A 15,673-nucleotide genomic window follows, 5' to 3' on the forward strand; every position below is an offset into this window, starting at 1 on the left:
ATCCGGTTACCTCTTGCCGGGGCGGCGGGCACCCTTGGCGATGCCCAGGCCCTTCACCGGCGGCTCGTCGCCCACGACCCGGGCCTCGCCGTTGCCGGACGCCGGTGGTGTCGGTTCCGGTTCAGCTGCCTCGGGTGCAGGCTCGGGCTCGGGTTCCGACGTCGGCTCGGGCTCGGGCGCAGCCTCGGGGGCCGCGGCGGGCGCCTTCTTGGCCCCCGGCCTGCGGGCACCGGGTGCGATACCCAGACCCTTGACCGCGGGCTCGGGTTTGGGCTCGAGGCCACGATCGGAGTCCGCGGTGTCCGGGGCTTCCGTGCCTGCTTCGGCCTTGTCCGGATCCACGTTCGGCGGCTGGACGACCGTCGGCTCACCTTCGTTGGGCGCCACCTTCTTCGCCGGGGCCTTCTTCGCGCCCGGCCGCCGTGCTCCTGCGGCGAGGCCGAGCCCCTTGACCTCGGGCTCGGGCTTGGCCGGAGCCTCGGTCGCAGCCTCGGTCGGGGCGTCAGTGGGTGCCTCGGCGGCCGGTGCTGCCGCGGTCTTCTTGGCGCCGGGACGCTTGGCGCCGCCGGCGATGCCGAGCCCCTTGACCTCGGGCTCTGCCTTGGCCGGCGCGTCAGCTGCAGCACCCTCGGCGGCCGGTGCTGCCGCGGTCTTCTTGGCGCCGGGACGCTTGGCGCCCCCGGCGATACCGAGGCCCTTCGGCGCAGCGGCGGGTGCACTGCCGGTCGGTTCGGTGGCTTTCTTGGCGCCGGGGCGCTTGGCCGCGCCCGCGATGCCGAGGCCGGTGACGGGCTTGGTTTCGCTTGATTCGGTTTTGGTGGCTGTGCCCGCCTTGGCTTCCGTCGGCTGAGCCGACGATTCGGCTTCTGCCGGCGCGGACTCCTCGGCCTCGGCGGGGGCAGGGGCAGGAGCCTGCGCCGCCACGCGTGCCGCGCGCTCCTCGGCTTCCTTTGCCGCCGTGCCCTTTTCGGGCAGCACGACCGCGCTCTTGTCGAGCGAACCCAGCAGCAGCTGGGCCACGTCGAGCACCTCGGCCTTCTCCACGTCGCGGCTGGCCGCGACGTCGTCGACGCCGTCGGTGATCATCACCCGGCAGAACGGGCACCCGGTGGCGATGGTAGAGGCGCCGGTGTCCATGGCCTCTTCCACACGTTCCTGGTTGACGCGCTTGCCGATGTGTTCTTCCATCCACATCCGCGCGCCGCCGGCACCGCAGCACAGCCCGCGGTCGGCGTGCCGCGGCATCTCGGTCAGCTTCGCTCCCGACGCCCCGATCAGCTCGCGCGGCGCCGAGTACTCCTTGTTGTGCCGGCCCAGGTAGCACGGGTCGTGATAGGTGATGTCGGCACCGCCGCCGTCACCATCGACGGACTTGACCGGGACCAGTTTCTTGTCGCGGACCAGCCGGTTGAGCAGCTGGGTGTGGTGCAGCACCGTGTAGTTGCCGCCGAGCTGCGGATACTCCCGGCCGAGGGTGTTGAAACAGTGCGGGCAGGTGACCACGACCTTGCGGTCCACCCGCTCGACGCCCTCGAACAGTCCGTTGAGCGTCTCCACGTTCTGCGCGGCGAGCTGCTGGAACAGGAATTCGTTGCCGGAGCGGCGGGCGGAGTCGCCGTTGCAGGTCTCACCTTCGCCGAGTACCAGATATTTCACGCCGGCGGTCGCGAGCAGCTCGGCGACCGCCTTGGTGGTCTTCTTGGCGCGGTCCTCGAACGAGCCCGCGCAGCCCACCCAGAACAGGTACTCGTAGCCCTCGAACGATTCGACGTCCTTGCCGAACACCGGCACGTCGAAGTCGACCTCGTCGATCCAGTTGGTGCGGTCCTTGGCATTCTGGCCCCACGGATTGCCCTTGGTCTCCAGGTTCTTGAACAGCACGCCGAGTTCGCCGGGGAACTCCGACTCCATCATCACCTGGTAGCGGCGCATGTCGACGATGTGGTCGATGTGCTCGATGTCCACCGGGCACTGCTCGACACAGGCACCGCAGGTGGTGCACGACCACAGCACATCGGGATCGATGACGCCGCCCTCTTCGAGGGTGCCGACCAGCGGACGGGTCGCCTGCAGCGGAGAATCGGCAGGGATGCGCTCGAAGCCGGACTCCGGAACATGGTCGTGCGAATGCTTCTCATCGTGCTTCTCGCCGCGCAACTCCTCGCCGAGACCACCCTCCGGGGTGTTCTCCAGCGGGCTTTCCTTGCCGTCGAGGAAATACGGTGCCTTGGCGAACATGTGGTCGCGCAGGTTCATGATCACGAGCTTGGGCGACAACGGCTTACCGGTGTTCCATGCCGGGCACTGCGACTGGCAGCGGCCGCACTCGGTGCAGGTGGTGAAGTCGAGGTAGCCCTTCCAGGTGAAGTCCTCGATCTTGCCGCGGCCCAGCACCGCGTCCTCGGCGGGATCCTCGAAGTCGACGATCTCTCCGTTGGACTCCACCGGCAGCAGCGGGCCCATGCCGTTCGGCAGCCGCTTGAAGGTGACGTTGATCGGGGCCAGGCCGATGTGCAGGTGCTTGGAGTGCAGCACGATCAAGGCGAAGCCCAAGGCCACACCGATGTGGGCCAGCAACGCCAGTGTCTCGATCCAGGAGTTGGCGGTGTAGCCGAGGGGCGCCATCAACCAGCCCATCAGCTGCGAGAAGAATGCGCCGTTGCCGTACGGCAGCACATCGGTGTTGACGGCGGCACCGCGGACCAGGGCATAGGTCCAGATGACATTGAAGATCATGAACAGGATCAGCCAGGCGCCGCCGGTGTGCGAACCGTAGAACCGGGAGTCACGGCCGTGCTTCTTCGGCTCTCGGACGATGCGGATGATCGCGAACGTGATGATGCCGAGCAGCACCGCGACGGCAAAGAAGTCCTGCAGGAAGCCCAGTGCGTCCCAGCGGCCGATGAGCGGGATGTGGAAGTCGTGGTCGACGAGCAGGCCGAAGGCTTCGATGTACACGGTCAGCAGGATGAAGAAGCCCCACATCGTGAAGAAGTGCGCGGTGCCGGCGGTGTTCCACTTCAGCAACCGGGTCTGACCGAACACCTCCTCGATCTGGGTGGTGATGCGCTTCTGCAGGTGGTCCTTGCGGTTGTTGGATTCGCTCATCGGCTGGCCGGACCGGATCAGCTTCGTCAACCACAGCACCCGCTTGGCGGCGAACACACCGATGACGGCGATCATCAGGACCCCGGCCACGATCCTTATCAGCATCTGCGTTTCCACGCGCGTCCTCCGGTGATGAGGTTACTGACAGGTAACTTAGTCCAGGTTACCGACGAGTAACTTTTGCTCGGTGCCTGCTCATAGTTACATCCTGCCGGGAAAGGGCGCTACGAAGGCTGTCCTAACTCACTCCGGCGCGGGGGAGTCCAACAACGCGCGCAGCATCGACAGCATCTCCGAGCGGGACTCCGCGCCGAGCCTCCGACGGATGCGGGCGACGTGATGTTCGACGGTCTTCGCGGAGATGAACAGCTGCGCGCCGATATCGCGGTAGGGCATGCCGTTGAGCAACAGCTCGGCGACCTCGCGTTCCCGGTCCGACAGGTGGGCCGCCGCACGCGCCGGCCCGGCAACCGGGGGCGCGCCGCGGTCGTCGGCTGCCGGTTCCGGGCTCGCGACCGTCTGCTTCAGATCACGAGCCAGCTGCAGCATCGTCTGCGACACCCGCGGATCGGTGGTCTGCAGTGCGGCCTGACTCACCAGCCGGGTCGCGTCCCAGGTATGACCGAACTGAGCCAGCGCGCGTGCGGCGGCGCTCACCTCGTCGGCCTCGACCTGGTTGGCCAGCACGCGTAGCCAGGTCCGACCGGCGGTGGCCAGCGCCTTGGCGAAATAGGTGTGCGGTGCGGCGGCCGTCAACGCCTGGCCGTGCGGGGCGACGGCGTCCGGCGAGTTGGCGAGGATGCCGGCGTGAACCCCGGCCCAGTGCAGCGGCACCGACCACAGCACCGGATCACCCATCGCGGCGAGCAGTGCAAAAGCTTCGTCCAGGGTGTGCTGCAGCTGGTCGACCTGCCGCATCCGGGCGGCCGCGACCCACAGTTCACCCAGCGGCAGCAACGCGAACACGTCGGCCGAGTACTCGGCCAGCACCTCCATCGCCGAATACCAGTGCTTCTGCATGGCGCCGCTGTCACCGCTTCGCCGGGCGATGGCGGTCTGCAGCGCGCTCGCCCACAGGGCATCCCGCCGGTGCAGTGTCGAGTACTCGGTGGTCGGAACTGCGGCAGCGGCGGCCTGGAGCTGTCCGTCCTGCATTTGCGCCCAGCCCAGCAGCAGCCGGTGCCGGTGTGTGACAAAAATCGCATCGGTGTGGCCGGGGTGGTCGCCGGCGTGGGAGTGGCGGACGGCGCGGGTGATCACGCTGCGGGCGCGCACCGGGTCGCCGCCGTGCAGCGCAGCGAGCGTGACGAGGGCGGCCGGGGTGTCGGGGACGACGTGGGTCTGGCCCCCGGATGCGCCGTAGTCGGCGTCGATCGCCTGGCTCAACCGTGCCACCGCGACGGGGTAGGGCTGATCGAGTGTCATGACCAGACCGTCGGTGATACTGCGTGCGGCCCGTGCCGTGGACGTCGGGGGACCGGAGGTCGGCGTCTCCGCGACCGCCCTGGCCGCGGTCGCGTCGCCGGCGGCCAACGCCGCGATGGTCGCCGCCGCGCCGACGACGGCATCCGGAGCAGGTCCGAGCCAGCGGAACAGGTCGTTGGCTTGCGCGGCGCTGCCGTCGTGCAGCGCAATGCTTGCCGCGATCCGCACCGCGGCGGCCCGATCGCCCAGATCCGGCGAGTCGAACAGCTCGTCGGCCAGCCGACCCGCCGTCACGCAGTCCCCGGTGAGGGCAAGCGCGTCGGCGAGGCGGGCGCTGAGCGCAGTGGCCCCGGCGTCGGCGGCTGCCCGGTACAGCTGTGCGGCGCGTGCCGGGTTTCCGGGGCTCCGCGCGGCGAGGTCGGTCAGCGCGGTGGCCAACCGCTCGTCGCGAACCCCGTGCTCGGCGATCCGCAACGCCAGCTCGGCGGTCAAGGTCGACAACTCGAGCTGCGAGCACAGCACCGACACCTCGATATCGTGATGCCTTGCCGCGCCGACGATCTGGGCGATGCCGTCGTGCAGCGTCCGCAGGAACCCCGGATGGTGTGACGGTTCGAGCAACCCGGTGGCGCGGGCCCGGTCCACCGCCGTCAGTGCTGCGTCCGATGGCATCCGCAGCGCGGCGGCGACGTCGTCGGGTCCGAGGTCGAAGCTCAGCGACGACACGAGCAGCGTGTCGAGCAGGCGTTCGTCGAGGCGGCGGAGCCGTTCGATCAGCGCGAAGCGGGCGGCCTGCCGCACGGCGGGGGCGCCGTCGGCGGCTGAGGCGAGCGCGGGACCGAGAAGAAACGGCAGCCCGGCCGTCGCCGACATGACGGCGCGGACCAGTTCCACCGCGGGCGGGGCGCCGAGAATCGACGCGGCGCTTCGGCCCAACTCGGCCGGCGACAGCGGTCCGAGGGCGACAGCGGGATTCTCCCGTTCGAGCGCCGTCATGAGGCTGCGCAGCGCCGGATGGTGAGCGAGCGGTTCGGCAGCGACCACCACCGTCGTGGCGGGGTCGGCGACCAGCTCGGTGAGCCGGTCGAGGTCGTCGGCGCCGAGCAGGTGCGCATCGTCGATGACGACCGCGGAATCCGCCGCGTCGTCGAGCCGCAGCGGCCGGGACAACACCGGGCGGCCAGACGCCCGCAGTGACCCGCGCACCGCCGCCATCACCGTCGACTTCCCGGTGCCGACACCACCGGTCACGAGCAACTTGGTGGGAGATCGCGGGTCGGCGTCGACGGCTGCGACGGCCTCACGGGAAGCCGGGGGGAGATCAGCCGGCCGACGCGGCGCCGGACTCGTCATCGGCGCAGATCACGCACCGTCGTCGGGAACGATGACCGTCGTGGTGACCGGATCCGGCGGGTCCACCGTGGTCGGCGGGGGCTCGGTCGTCGTCGGCGGTGGTGCCGTGGTGGTCGGCTGCGTCGTCGTCGGACGGGTCGTCGTGGTCCGCGTCGTCGTCGTGGTGGTGGGGGCCGTCGTGGTCGTCGTCGTGGTGGTCGTGGTCGGCTGTGTGGTCGTGGTGGGGGCCGTCGTGGTGGTCGTGGTCGTCGGTGTCACCGGTGGCGGCTGGCTGACCGTGGTGGTCGCCTGACCATCGGGTCCGACGGTCACGGTGGTGACCGGGTCGGGGGTCACCGGCGCAGCAGGTTCGCCAGGGCCCGGCGTGGCGGTCTCGGTGACCGGGGCCGGTTCACCGGTCGAGCTGGTCAACGTCACGGCGAGACCGCCGAGTGCGAGCAGCGCCGCCGCGGCCGCCGCACCGAACAACACCGGCGGACGCTTGTACCAGGGCAACGGTGGCGGCTCGTCGCCCAGATCGGGGTCGTATCCGTCGCCGGGGCCGAACGCCACCGGTGGCCGTGCGCCGGTCGCGCCCGCGTCGCCGTACGCCGCCGAAGTGGCGTAATCGTCGCCGGTGTAGGGCAGCGGATCCCCGGCCGATTCGTCGTCCTGCGACCACGCCAGCGCGCGGAAGGTCGCCGATGCGGCGCCGTCGTCGGCCGCTTGTCCTGCCGCCAGCCCGGCCGCACCGGCCGCCCATGCCGCCGGTCCCATGGCCGTCGGAACGTCGGCGGCCGAAGCCAGGCCGGTCGGTGCGTCGGCCTCCAGGCTCCGGTTCGCGACCAGCGCCGCACCGGCGGCGATGTTGAGCTGTGACTCCGGGGTGGTGACGACGGGGGCGCGTAGGTGCTCGGACAGCCGCTGAGTCACCAGCGGGATGGCGGCGCCGCCGCCCACGGTGGCCACCGCCGACACATCGGCGAGCTGAATCTGGTTGCGCTGCAACGTATCTTCAACCGAGTTCAGCAGCCCGCCGAGTGGTTCGGCGATCACCTGCTCGAACTCGGGCCGGGTGACCCGCAGGTCGGAGCGGAATCCGGGGAGGTCGGCCGGCACCACGGTGGCGGTCTCGGCGGAGAGGCGTTCCTTGGCCTTGCGGCACTCGTCGCGCAGCAGGGAGAGCGCCCCGACCGCGGCGGTCCCTGCGGGATCGGCATTGTTCGCGTCGGCGATCCCTGCCAGGACATGGTTCAGCAGCGCCTGGTCCATGCCGTCGCCCGAGAGTTCCGGGTAGCGGACGGTCTGTCCGATGGCGTCGAGGTTCGCCCCGGCGTCGGCCAACGTGATGCTGGATCCGCTGCCGCCGAGGTCGACCAGCACGACGACGCCCCGGTCGGGCAAGCCCGGCGCGGCCTGCAGCGCCGCCAGCGCGGCCGTCGAATCGGGGATCAGCGCGGCAGGCACACCGTCGGGTGCCAAGCTCGGCTTCGCGCGCAGCGCTCCGCGGAGTGCGCCCACGGTTCCGGGACCCCAGTGGGCGGGAACCGCGATCGCGACCGGCGAACCGCCGTCGACGGTGCGCGCCATTGCCTCGAGCGCCTCGGCCAGCACGGTCTCACCGCGGTGCGCCGAGCCGTCCGCGGCGACCAGCGGCACAGGGTCGCCGACGCGGTCGACGAAGCCGTTGAGGACAACGCCCGGCCCGGTGGGCACCCCGACCTCGGGCGCACGGTCGTCGAAGAGGGTGAGGATCGATCGCCGCATCACCGGCGGGCGGCCGACGCGGGCCGCGACCAGGTTGGTCATCCCGATCGACAACCCCAGTGGTTCAGTCATCGTGGCGTCTCTCCTGTCTGGGCCGGTCACCACCTTAACGGCTCGCCCACCAGGGTCGGCGGATTTCCCCTAGTGGCGCGATTCCCCTAATGGGCGATCCCCTAATGGCGTCGGCTCAGGGCTGGGTTCCGCACCGATCCCGTGAGCAGTGGACGTGGCTAGCATCGTGTCAGGCAGCTGGCAACAGCGGAGATCCAAAATGAAAGGTGTGGTCGTGGCGAACTCGCTACTCGACTTCGTGATGTCGCTGGTGCGCGATCCCGACGCTGCGGCACGCTACGCCGCTGATCCCGCGCAAGCCCTCGCCGACGCGCACCTGACCGATGTGACCAGCGCTGACGTCAGCAATTTGATCCCGGTGGTCGCGGAGTCACTGTCGATGGGTGCGCCATCGGCCGGTTTGGACGCCGTCGGTGTGGAGGCGGCGGGCAATGTGTGGGCCAGCGGCGCGGCCACCGCCGCTTTCGACGCCTTCTCCGATCCGACGGTCACGCCGGGGGTGATCGACGCCCCCCTGGTGGTTACCGACACCGTGGTGTCCGACACCGTCGAGGACGGCGGCTCGGTCCTGGAACCGTCGTCGGCAGGCGGCCCGGCCGACGACGCGGCATCGCTGCAGCTCGACGACCCTGTGTTCGAGGAGGGTGTGGTCGACGGCGCTGGTCTCACCGACGAGTGGGTGCAGCCGGTCGTCGACACCCAGCCCGGGGGTGACGACCCCGGCCCGGGATTCGACATCTTCAGCTGATCGAACCGACCCCCAGCACACCGCGCGGCCCATCCGGGCCGCGCGGTTTTGTCGTTTGACGTGCGGAAACGGGTCCATCCCCCGCAGCGTCCCGATTGCCCCGTAGAGTCCCCCTAATCCCCTAATGGGGGTCGCTGAATATCCCTAGGTAGGCGGGGCCAGAGAGGGGTCCCGACCCCGTTTGCCGCGGGTTCGGAAGTCCATAACGTGGTCTCCAGATCGCCGGGAAGCCCGGCGAGCCAACCTCCCCGAGGAACACGGTAGGACCCGGGAAGAACAGAAAGGCAGTTCAATGACAACCCTCATCGACTTCATCCTCGACCTGTTCCGCAGCCCCGCCGCAGCGACGTCTTTTGTCATCGACCCTGACGGCGCGTTGCGTGACGCCGGCCTGCCCAACGTGACCGCGGCCCAGCTCGCGTCGGTCGCCGCGACCGCGGCGCCGGCCGGCTACATGTTCGGCGGCGGCGACCCGGTGATGGGCCTGCAGCGCGCGGTGACCGACCATCACAACCTCAACACCAGCTTCGCCTCGCCGTTCTCGCCGCAGACCACGTTCGCGCCGGACACGAACACCGAACTGGGCAGCCGCAACAACACCGACCTGCTGAGTGGCAACAACGTCCCCGTGGCCAGCCCCGACCAGGCCGCGGGCGCCAACGCCCAGAACGGCGCGTTCAACCTGGGCTTCGGTGACATCACCCTCGGCGACAAGACCAGCAACACCGCCACCGACGGTGGCGTTGTGGTCGGCGGTGACAACGACGGCGACATCGTCAGCGGAGACGGCGCCGCGCTCGGCGACGGCAACACCATGAACAACGGCGACATCCTCGCCGGCTCCGGCTCCAACGTCGTGGTGGGCAAGGACAACGAGGTCGAGGACAATTCGCAGACCGCCGGCGGCGACCTCATCGCCGACAACGACGCCCCGGTCCTCAACGACGTCGACACCAGCGGAGGCAACGGTGGTGGCGCAGCCGGCGGTGACAGCCTGATCGGCATCGGCAGCGGCAACGCGTCCGGCGGCGACGGAGGAAGCGGTGGCGGGATCATCATCACCGACAACGACGTCAACACCGGCACCCAGATCGACGGCGACTACGGCAGCGACAACACCGAGGACAACTCGGTCAACACCTCGGTGGAGACGGAGACGACGACGTCGACGGAGAGCTCGGTCGAGGACAACTCCTCGAACTTCGAGTCCAACATCGGGTCGGGCAACGAGACCGACACCGATCTGTTCTCGGGCAACGACACCGAGACCGACCTGTTCTCGGACAACAACACCGGCTTCGACACCGACGTCGCGTCCAACAACAGCACCGACACGTCACTGGATGCGTTCTGAGTCACCGTGACCGGGTAGCGCAACTGGCGGGGACCGTGATGGTCCCCGCCAGTTCCGCGCGCCTAACGTTGAACAGTCGCCGTCGGACGTAGAGGGGCACCATGACCCAGGCCAAAGACCCACACACGGTGATCATCGAGCTCATCGACCACACCAGCAAGATCGCCGACACCAACGAGCGTGGCGATCTGGTGTCCCGGCTGGCGTGGGCCAAGCGGCGGATCAGCGACCCGCAGATCCGGGTGGTGATCGCCGGCCAGCTCAAGCAGGGCAAGAGCCAGCTGCTGAACTCCCTGCTGAACATGCCGGTCGCCCGGGTCGGTGACGACGAGTCCACGGTGCTGGCCACCGTGGTGTCCTACGGCGAGCAGGCGTCAGCGCGCCTGGTGGTGGCGCGGCCCGAGGGGGCGGAGCCCGAACTCGTCGAGATCCCCACCAGCGACCTGGGCAACGACCTGCGCCGCGCCCCGCAGGCCGCCGGCCGTGAGGTGCTGCGCGTCGAGGTGACCGCCCCCAGCCCGCTGCTCAAGGGGGGCCTGGCGTTCATCGACACCCCGGGTGTCGGCGGCCACGGCCAGCCGCACCTGTCGTCGACGCTGGGCCTGTTGCCCGACGCCGACGCGATGCTGATGCTCAGCGACACCAGCCAGGAGTTCACCGAACCCGAGATGACGTTCATCCGGCAGGCGCTCGAGATCTGCCCGGTCGCCGCGATCGTCGCGAGCAAGACCGACCTGTACCCGCACTGGCGGCAGGTGGTCGACGTCAATGCTGCCCACTTGCGCCGCGCCGGTGTCACCACACCGATGATCCCGGCGTCGGCGACGCTGCGCAGCCACGCCGTGAAGCTCAACGACAAGGAACTCAACGAGGAGTCGAACTTCCCGGCGATCGTGAAGTTCCTGTCCGAGGACGTGCTGGCCCGCCACAACGACCGGGTGCGCCAACAGGTGACCGCGGAGGTCCGGGCAACCGCCGAGCATCTGAAACTGGCTCTGGAGGCCGAACTCTCGGCGCTGGCCGACCCGCAGGCGCGCGACGGTCTGACCGCCGACCTGGAGCGTCGCAAGCAGGAGGCGCAGGACGCACTGCAGCAGACCGCGTTGTGGCAGCAGATCCTCAACGACGGCATCTCGGACCTGACCGCCGACGTCGACCACGACCTGCGTCACCGGTTCCGCAACATCACCCAGTACACCGAGAACGCGATCGACTCCTGCGACCCGACCCAGCACTGGGCCGAGATCGGCGCCGAGCTGGAGGACGCGGTCGCCACCGCGGTCGGCGACAACTTCGTGTGGGCCTACCAGCGGGCCGAGGTCCTGGCCGCCGAGGTCGCGAGGACGTTCACCGAAGCTGGGCTGAACGCCGTGCGGATGCCGGCGATCGACGCCCGCGACATGGGCGCCGGGATGGACGAGTTCAAGTCGCTGGCGTCGCTGGAGGCCAAACCGATCCGCGTCGGCGACCGGATGGTCTCGGGTATGCGGGGTTCCTTCGGCGGGGTGTTGATGTTCGGCATGCTGACGTCGGTGGCAGGCCTGGGGATGTTCAATCCGCTGTCGCTGGGGGCCGGAGCGCTGATCGGGCGCAAGGCCTACAAGGAGGAGATGGACAACCGGATGCTGCGGATCCGCAGCGACGCCAAGATGAACGTCCGCCGCTTCGTCGACGATGTGGCGTTCGTGGTGAGCAAGGAGTCCCGGGACCGGCTCAAGGGCATCCAGCGGCAGTTGCGCGACCACTACCGCGAGATCGCGAACCAGACCACCCGCTCGCTCAACGAGTCGCTGCAGGCCACCCTGGCGGCGGTCAAGATGGAGGAGGCCGAGCGCAACACCCGGGTCAAGGAACTCGAGCGCCAGCTCAACATCCTGCGGCAGGTCCTCGATCACGCCGACAAGCTCGCCACGCCGGCGGGGTCACTAAGCTCGAAGGGTTAGTAGTCGGGCGATCGGGACGGGACTGGGCGAACCCTGAGCACAAGCGACCAAGTGCGGGCGATCCTGGGTGGCACCATCACGGCCTACCGGGCCGATCCCGCCTACCGCCGGCGTCCGGACGTGCACCACGAACTCGAGCGCATCGGCCACCGGCTCAACCAGCCCATGCGCATCGCGTTGGCCGGCACGCTCAAGGCCGGTAAGTCGACGCTGGTGAACGCCCTGGTCGGAGACGATATCGCGCCCACCGACGCGACCGAGGCGACGCGCATCGTCACCTGGTTCCATCACGGCCCCACACCGAAGGTGACCGCCAACCACCGCGGGGGACGACGTTCCAACGTGCCGATCACCCGGCGGTCGGACGGTCCCGCGCAGGACAGGGGCCTGACGTTCGACTTCGCGATGGTCGACCCCGACGACGTCGTCGATCTCGACGTGGAATGGCCGGCAGCCGAACTGATCGACGCGACGATCATCGACACGCCCGGAACCTCGTCGCTGTCCCGGGACGTCTCCGCCCGCACGCTGCGGCTGCTGGTGCCCGACGACGGCGTGCCCCGGGTCGACGCCGTGGTGTTCCTGCTGCGCACGCTCAACGCCGCCGACATCGCGCTGCTCAAGCAGATCGGTCAGCTGGTCGGCGGCTCGTCCGGAGCGCTCGGGGTGATCGGGGTGGCCTCCCGCGCCGACGAGATCGGCGCGGGACGCATCGACGCGATGATGTCGGCCAAGGACGTCGCGCAGCGGTTCACCGCCGAGATGGACCGCACCGGCATCTGCCAGGCCGTCGTGCCGGTGTCCGGCCTGTTGGCGCTGACCGCCCGCACGCTGCGGCAGAGCGAGTTCGTGGCGCTGGAGAAGCTCGCCGGGGTGGAACCCGCCGCGCTGGCCAAGGCGATGCTGTCGGTTGACCGCTTCGTGCGCGAGGACGACGGTGAAAGCCCGGCGCTGCCTGTTGATGCCGCCACCCGCGCGGCGCTGCTGGACCGGTTCGGGATGTTCGGGATCCGGATCTCGATCGCGGTGCTGCGCGCCGGGGTGAGCGACTCGGTGGCGCTGGCCGACGAACTGCTCGAACGCAGCGGCCTGGTGGCGCTGCGTGAGGTGATCGACCAGCAGTTCGCGCAGCGCTCCGATCTGCTCAAGGCGCATACCGCGCTGTTGTCGCTGCGGCAGTTCGTGCAACTGAATCCGGTGTACGCGACACCCCACATCCTCGCCGACATCGAGCCGCTGCTGGCCGACACCCACGCGTTCGAGGAACTGCGGCTGATCAGCCAGCTGCGATCCCGGCCGACCACCCTCAACGCCGATGAGATGGCATCGTTGCGCCGCTTGATCGGCGGCTCCGGCACCGACGCCGCCAGCCGGCTGGGACTGCAGCCCGACGCCCCCGACGACGGGCCCCGCGCCGCCTTCGCCGCAGCTCAGCGCTGGCGGCGCCGGGCCGATCACCCGCTCAACGACCCGTTCACCGCACGCGCCTGCCGGGCGGCAGTGCGCAGCGCGGAGGCGTTGGTCGCCGACTACGCGCGCGGCAGGTAGCGGCCCGGAGCGGGTGAGGCGTGACGCCTAACGTTTCGATGCCCGGAAACGACTAACAGGTATGCGCAGTTCTCTGGGTGTCTCGTTGGGCGCAGCTAACCTCGTCGCGGTCGCCGACGGACGGCCGACCTTCCGGCCGGCGGTCGTGACGCTGCCGGGTGGTGTGTCGCTGACGGGATTCGTCGACCGTGTCGGTGACCCGGTGCCGCTGGTGGCGCCCGACGGTTCCGGGCATCACGCCGACCGGCTGACCGCGACCGCCATCGAGGCGTTGACGCGGGTCGCCCGGCCGCAGCGGCGCCCGGACGTGGCGGCCGTCGCGGTGCCCGCGCACTGGCCGGAGCAGGCGGTGACGGCGCTGCGCGCCCGCGTTCCGCATCTGAGGGTGGTGTCCGACGCGGTCGCGGCGCTCACCGCGCTGCAGTCCGACCCCGGGCTGCCGACCCGCGGCGTGGTGGCCCTGTGCGATTTCGGCGCCACGGGCAGCAGCATCACGCTTGCCGACGCCGGCAACGGCTTCGCCCCGATCGGGCAGACCGTGCGTCACGACGACTTCTCCGGTGACCTCCTCGATCAGGCCTTGCTGGGTCGGGTGCTCGCCGACCTGGAGGTCGACCCGGCAGGCACGTCGGCGGTCGAGTCGCTGACCGAGCTGCGCGAGCAGTGCCGCGCCGCGAAGGAACGGCTGACCGACGAGACCGCCACCGGGCTGGTCGGTGCCGGGGCGAGGATCCGGCTGACCCGGGCCGAACTCGAGGCGGTGATGCGGACCCCGCTCGACGGGTTCATACAGGTGCTGCTCGACACGCTGCAGCGCCACCGCGTCGGTGCGACCCAGCTCGCAGCGATCGCCACAGTCGGCGGCGGCGCCCGCATTCCGCTTGTCACCCAACGGCTTTCGGAGGCTCTCCGGCTTCCGGTGACCACCACGCCATACGCGCAGGCAGCGGCCGCGGCCGGCGCGGAGCTGCTGGCCCTGCGCAGCGCCGAACACGAGGCGCGCACCTCGCTGGTCCCGGCCTCCGGATTGGACGAGACGGTGGCGGCTGCAGCGGTCCCGCTCGCGTGGTCGGCCGAGACCACCGACCCCGGCGCGACCGAGGTCGTCCAACCCGTCTACGAGTCGGCCGACGCACGCCCCGACGTCCACTTCGACCCCCGAGGTGTCGATGTCCCGGAGTTCGAGCCGCTGCCCTGGTACCGGCGGCCCGGCGTGCTGTTCGCCGGTGCGGCGTGTCTGGCTGCGGTGGCGGTGACGGGTCTGCTGGTGACAACGCAGACCGGTCAGGCCGACACGTCCCCGGCCGGCGCCTCCGGGATCGCCACACCGGTCGCCACGCTGCCGCTGCGGGCACCCGCCCCGGAGACCGCGCTGCCTGCTCTGCCGCCGGTGACCGAGACGGTGGTCGCCAACGGTCCCGCACCGCGTGTCGTACAGGTGTCGCCGCAGGCTCCGCCACCCCCGCGGCGGGTCGTCGCCAAGCAGGCGGCACCACCGCCGGTTGCTCCTCCGCCTGCGGCCCCCGCGCCATCCACCACGGCGGAGCCGACACCCACGCCCACGCCGACGTCGACGGCGGAGCCGACACCAACGCCCACGCCCACACCGACGCCCACGCCCACACCAACCCCCACACCGACACCGGAGCCAACACCTTCGCCGACGTCTTCGCCGACGTCTTCGCCGACCCCGGAGCCGACGTCGTCTCCGGAGCCCACGTCGTCCCCGGAACCCACGTCGTCCCCGGAGCCCTCGGCCGCGGAGCCCTCGGCCGCGCCGGAACCCTCCACGGGCGAGATCACCGAGTGCGTCGCGGAGCCAGACGCAGTCTGCTGAGGCGGTCTTCCGGCCGGCGTGAACCGATCAGGGTTCTGCCGGCGGTGGGGGAGGCTCCGTGACCGTTTCGGTTTCGGTCTGGGTGACGGTGCTGGTACTGGTGCTCGTGGTGACCGACGTTGTCGGTGTCGTCGTCGTCGTCGTGGTGGTGGTGGTGGTCGTCGGCGGCGTGGTGGTGGTCGGGGCGGCTTCAGTGGTGGTCGTCGTCGGGGTCGCGGTCTCGGTGACCGTCGCGGGGGGCACCACGGCCGGGGCGGTCGTCGACGTCACCGGGGTGAGGGATGTCGTCGTGGTCGTCTCCGAGGTCGAGTCGCCGGTGATGGCCTTGGCCAGCCCGTAGACGATCAGCGCGACGAGCACCGCGCCGATGGCTCCGAACGCGACCAGAGCCGCCGGCTTGCGGTACCACGGCGGTCCCTCGGGCGGCTGTTCGTCGTAGGAGCCGTAGTCGCTGAGCTGGGTCGGCTCGTCGTCCGAGTAGTTGTTCGGGTCGTCGGGAGATCCGTAGCGCGCCACGAATCCCGATAGTAGGCGGGCTG

The 15,673-nt window shown here is 70.2% G+C and carries 9 protein-coding genes; 5 read left to right on the plus strand and 4 right to left on the minus strand.

What is annotated here, in order from left to right; genetic code table 11:
- Positions 1 to 6: 6 nt before the first annotated feature.
- The 3 genes from G6N53_RS07320 to G6N53_RS07330 form a co-directional block, all read right to left on the minus strand.
- Positions 7 to 3,225, minus strand: a complete 3,219-nt coding sequence (locus G6N53_RS07320; protein WP_163887873.1) for a (Fe-S)-binding protein — start codon at positions 3,223 to 3,225, stop codon at positions 7 to 9.
- A 126-nt stretch (positions 3,226 to 3,351) separates the two neighbouring features.
- Positions 3,352 to 5,886, minus strand: coding sequence for an isoniazid response ATPase/transcriptional regulator IniR (gene iniR, locus G6N53_RS07325; RefSeq protein ID WP_163887874.1), 2,535 nt, complete (start codon positions 5,884 to 5,886; stop codon positions 3,352 to 3,354).
- A 9-nt stretch (positions 5,887 to 5,895) separates the two neighbouring features.
- Positions 5,896 to 7,704, minus strand: a complete 1,809-nt coding sequence (locus tag G6N53_RS07330) for an Hsp70 family protein (protein ID WP_163887875.1) — start codon at positions 7,702 to 7,704, stop codon at positions 5,896 to 5,898.
- Positions 7,705 to 7,918: 214 nt separating this feature from the next.
- Here G6N53_RS07330 and G6N53_RS07335 point away from each other — a divergent pair, with 214 nt between their 5' ends.
- The 5 genes from G6N53_RS07335 (at position 7,919) to G6N53_RS07355 (ending at position 15,134) form a co-directional block, all read left to right on the plus strand.
- Entirely contained in the window at positions 7,919 to 8,452 is a 534-nt protein-coding gene (locus G6N53_RS07335) for an Rv0340 family IniB-related protein (RefSeq protein WP_163887876.1), read from the plus strand.
- Positions 8,453 to 8,744: 292 nt separating this feature from the next.
- On the plus strand, positions 8,745 to 9,806 hold the full coding sequence (locus G6N53_RS07340) for an IniB N-terminal domain-containing protein (protein WP_163887877.1): 1,062 nt from the start codon (positions 8,745 to 8,747) through the stop codon (positions 9,804 to 9,806).
- 101 nt (positions 9,807 to 9,907) lie between these two features.
- Positions 9,908 to 11,749: an isoniazid-induced dynamin-like GTPase IniA gene (gene iniA / locus G6N53_RS07345; protein WP_163887878.1), complete on the plus strand. Its 1,842-nt coding sequence runs from the start codon at positions 9,908 to 9,910 to the stop codon at positions 11,747 to 11,749.
- Between the two features lie 33 nt (positions 11,750 to 11,782).
- Positions 11,783 to 13,297, plus strand: coding sequence for a dynamin family protein (locus G6N53_RS07350; protein WP_163895586.1), 1,515 nt, complete (start codon positions 11,783 to 11,785; stop codon positions 13,295 to 13,297).
- Positions 13,298 to 13,358: 61 nt separating this feature from the next.
- Positions 13,359 to 15,134, plus strand: coding sequence for an Hsp70 family protein (locus G6N53_RS07355; RefSeq protein WP_163887879.1), 1,776 nt, complete (start codon positions 13,359 to 13,361; stop codon positions 15,132 to 15,134).
- 27 nt (positions 15,135 to 15,161) lie between these two features.
- Here G6N53_RS07355 and G6N53_RS07360 read toward each other — a convergent pair whose 3' ends face one another.
- Complete coding sequence (locus G6N53_RS07360) at positions 15,162 to 15,650, minus strand: hypothetical protein (RefSeq protein ID WP_163887880.1); 489 nt, start codon at positions 15,648 to 15,650, stop codon at positions 15,162 to 15,164.
- Positions 15,651 to 15,673 lie beyond the last annotated feature (23 nt).

The organism is Mycolicibacterium hippocampi, from assembly GCF_010723735.1.
Taxonomy (GTDB): Bacteria; Actinomycetota; Actinomycetes; order Mycobacteriales; family Mycobacteriaceae; genus Mycobacterium; species Mycobacterium hippocampi.

What these genes read in the sequence shown, in the direction of transcription:
- iniR (WP_163887874.1), bottom strand. Translation starts at nt 5,886, where the DNA reads ATGACGAGTCCGGCGCCGCGTCGGCCGGCTGATCTCCCCCCGGCTTCC.
- G6N53_RS07330 (WP_163887875.1), bottom strand. Translation starts at nt 7,704, where the DNA reads ATGACTGAACCACTGGGGTTGTCGATCGGGATGACCAACCTGGTCGCG.
- G6N53_RS07340 (WP_163887877.1), top strand. Translation starts at nt 8,745, where the DNA reads ATGACAACCCTCATCGACTTCATCCTCGACCTGTTCCGCAGCCCCGCC.
- iniA (WP_163887878.1), top strand. Translation starts at nt 9,908, where the DNA reads ATGACCCAGGCCAAAGACCCACACACGGTGATCATCGAGCTCATCGAC.
- G6N53_RS07355 (WP_163887879.1), top strand. Translation starts at nt 13,359, where the DNA reads ATGCGCAGTTCTCTGGGTGTCTCGTTGGGCGCAGCTAACCTCGTCGCG.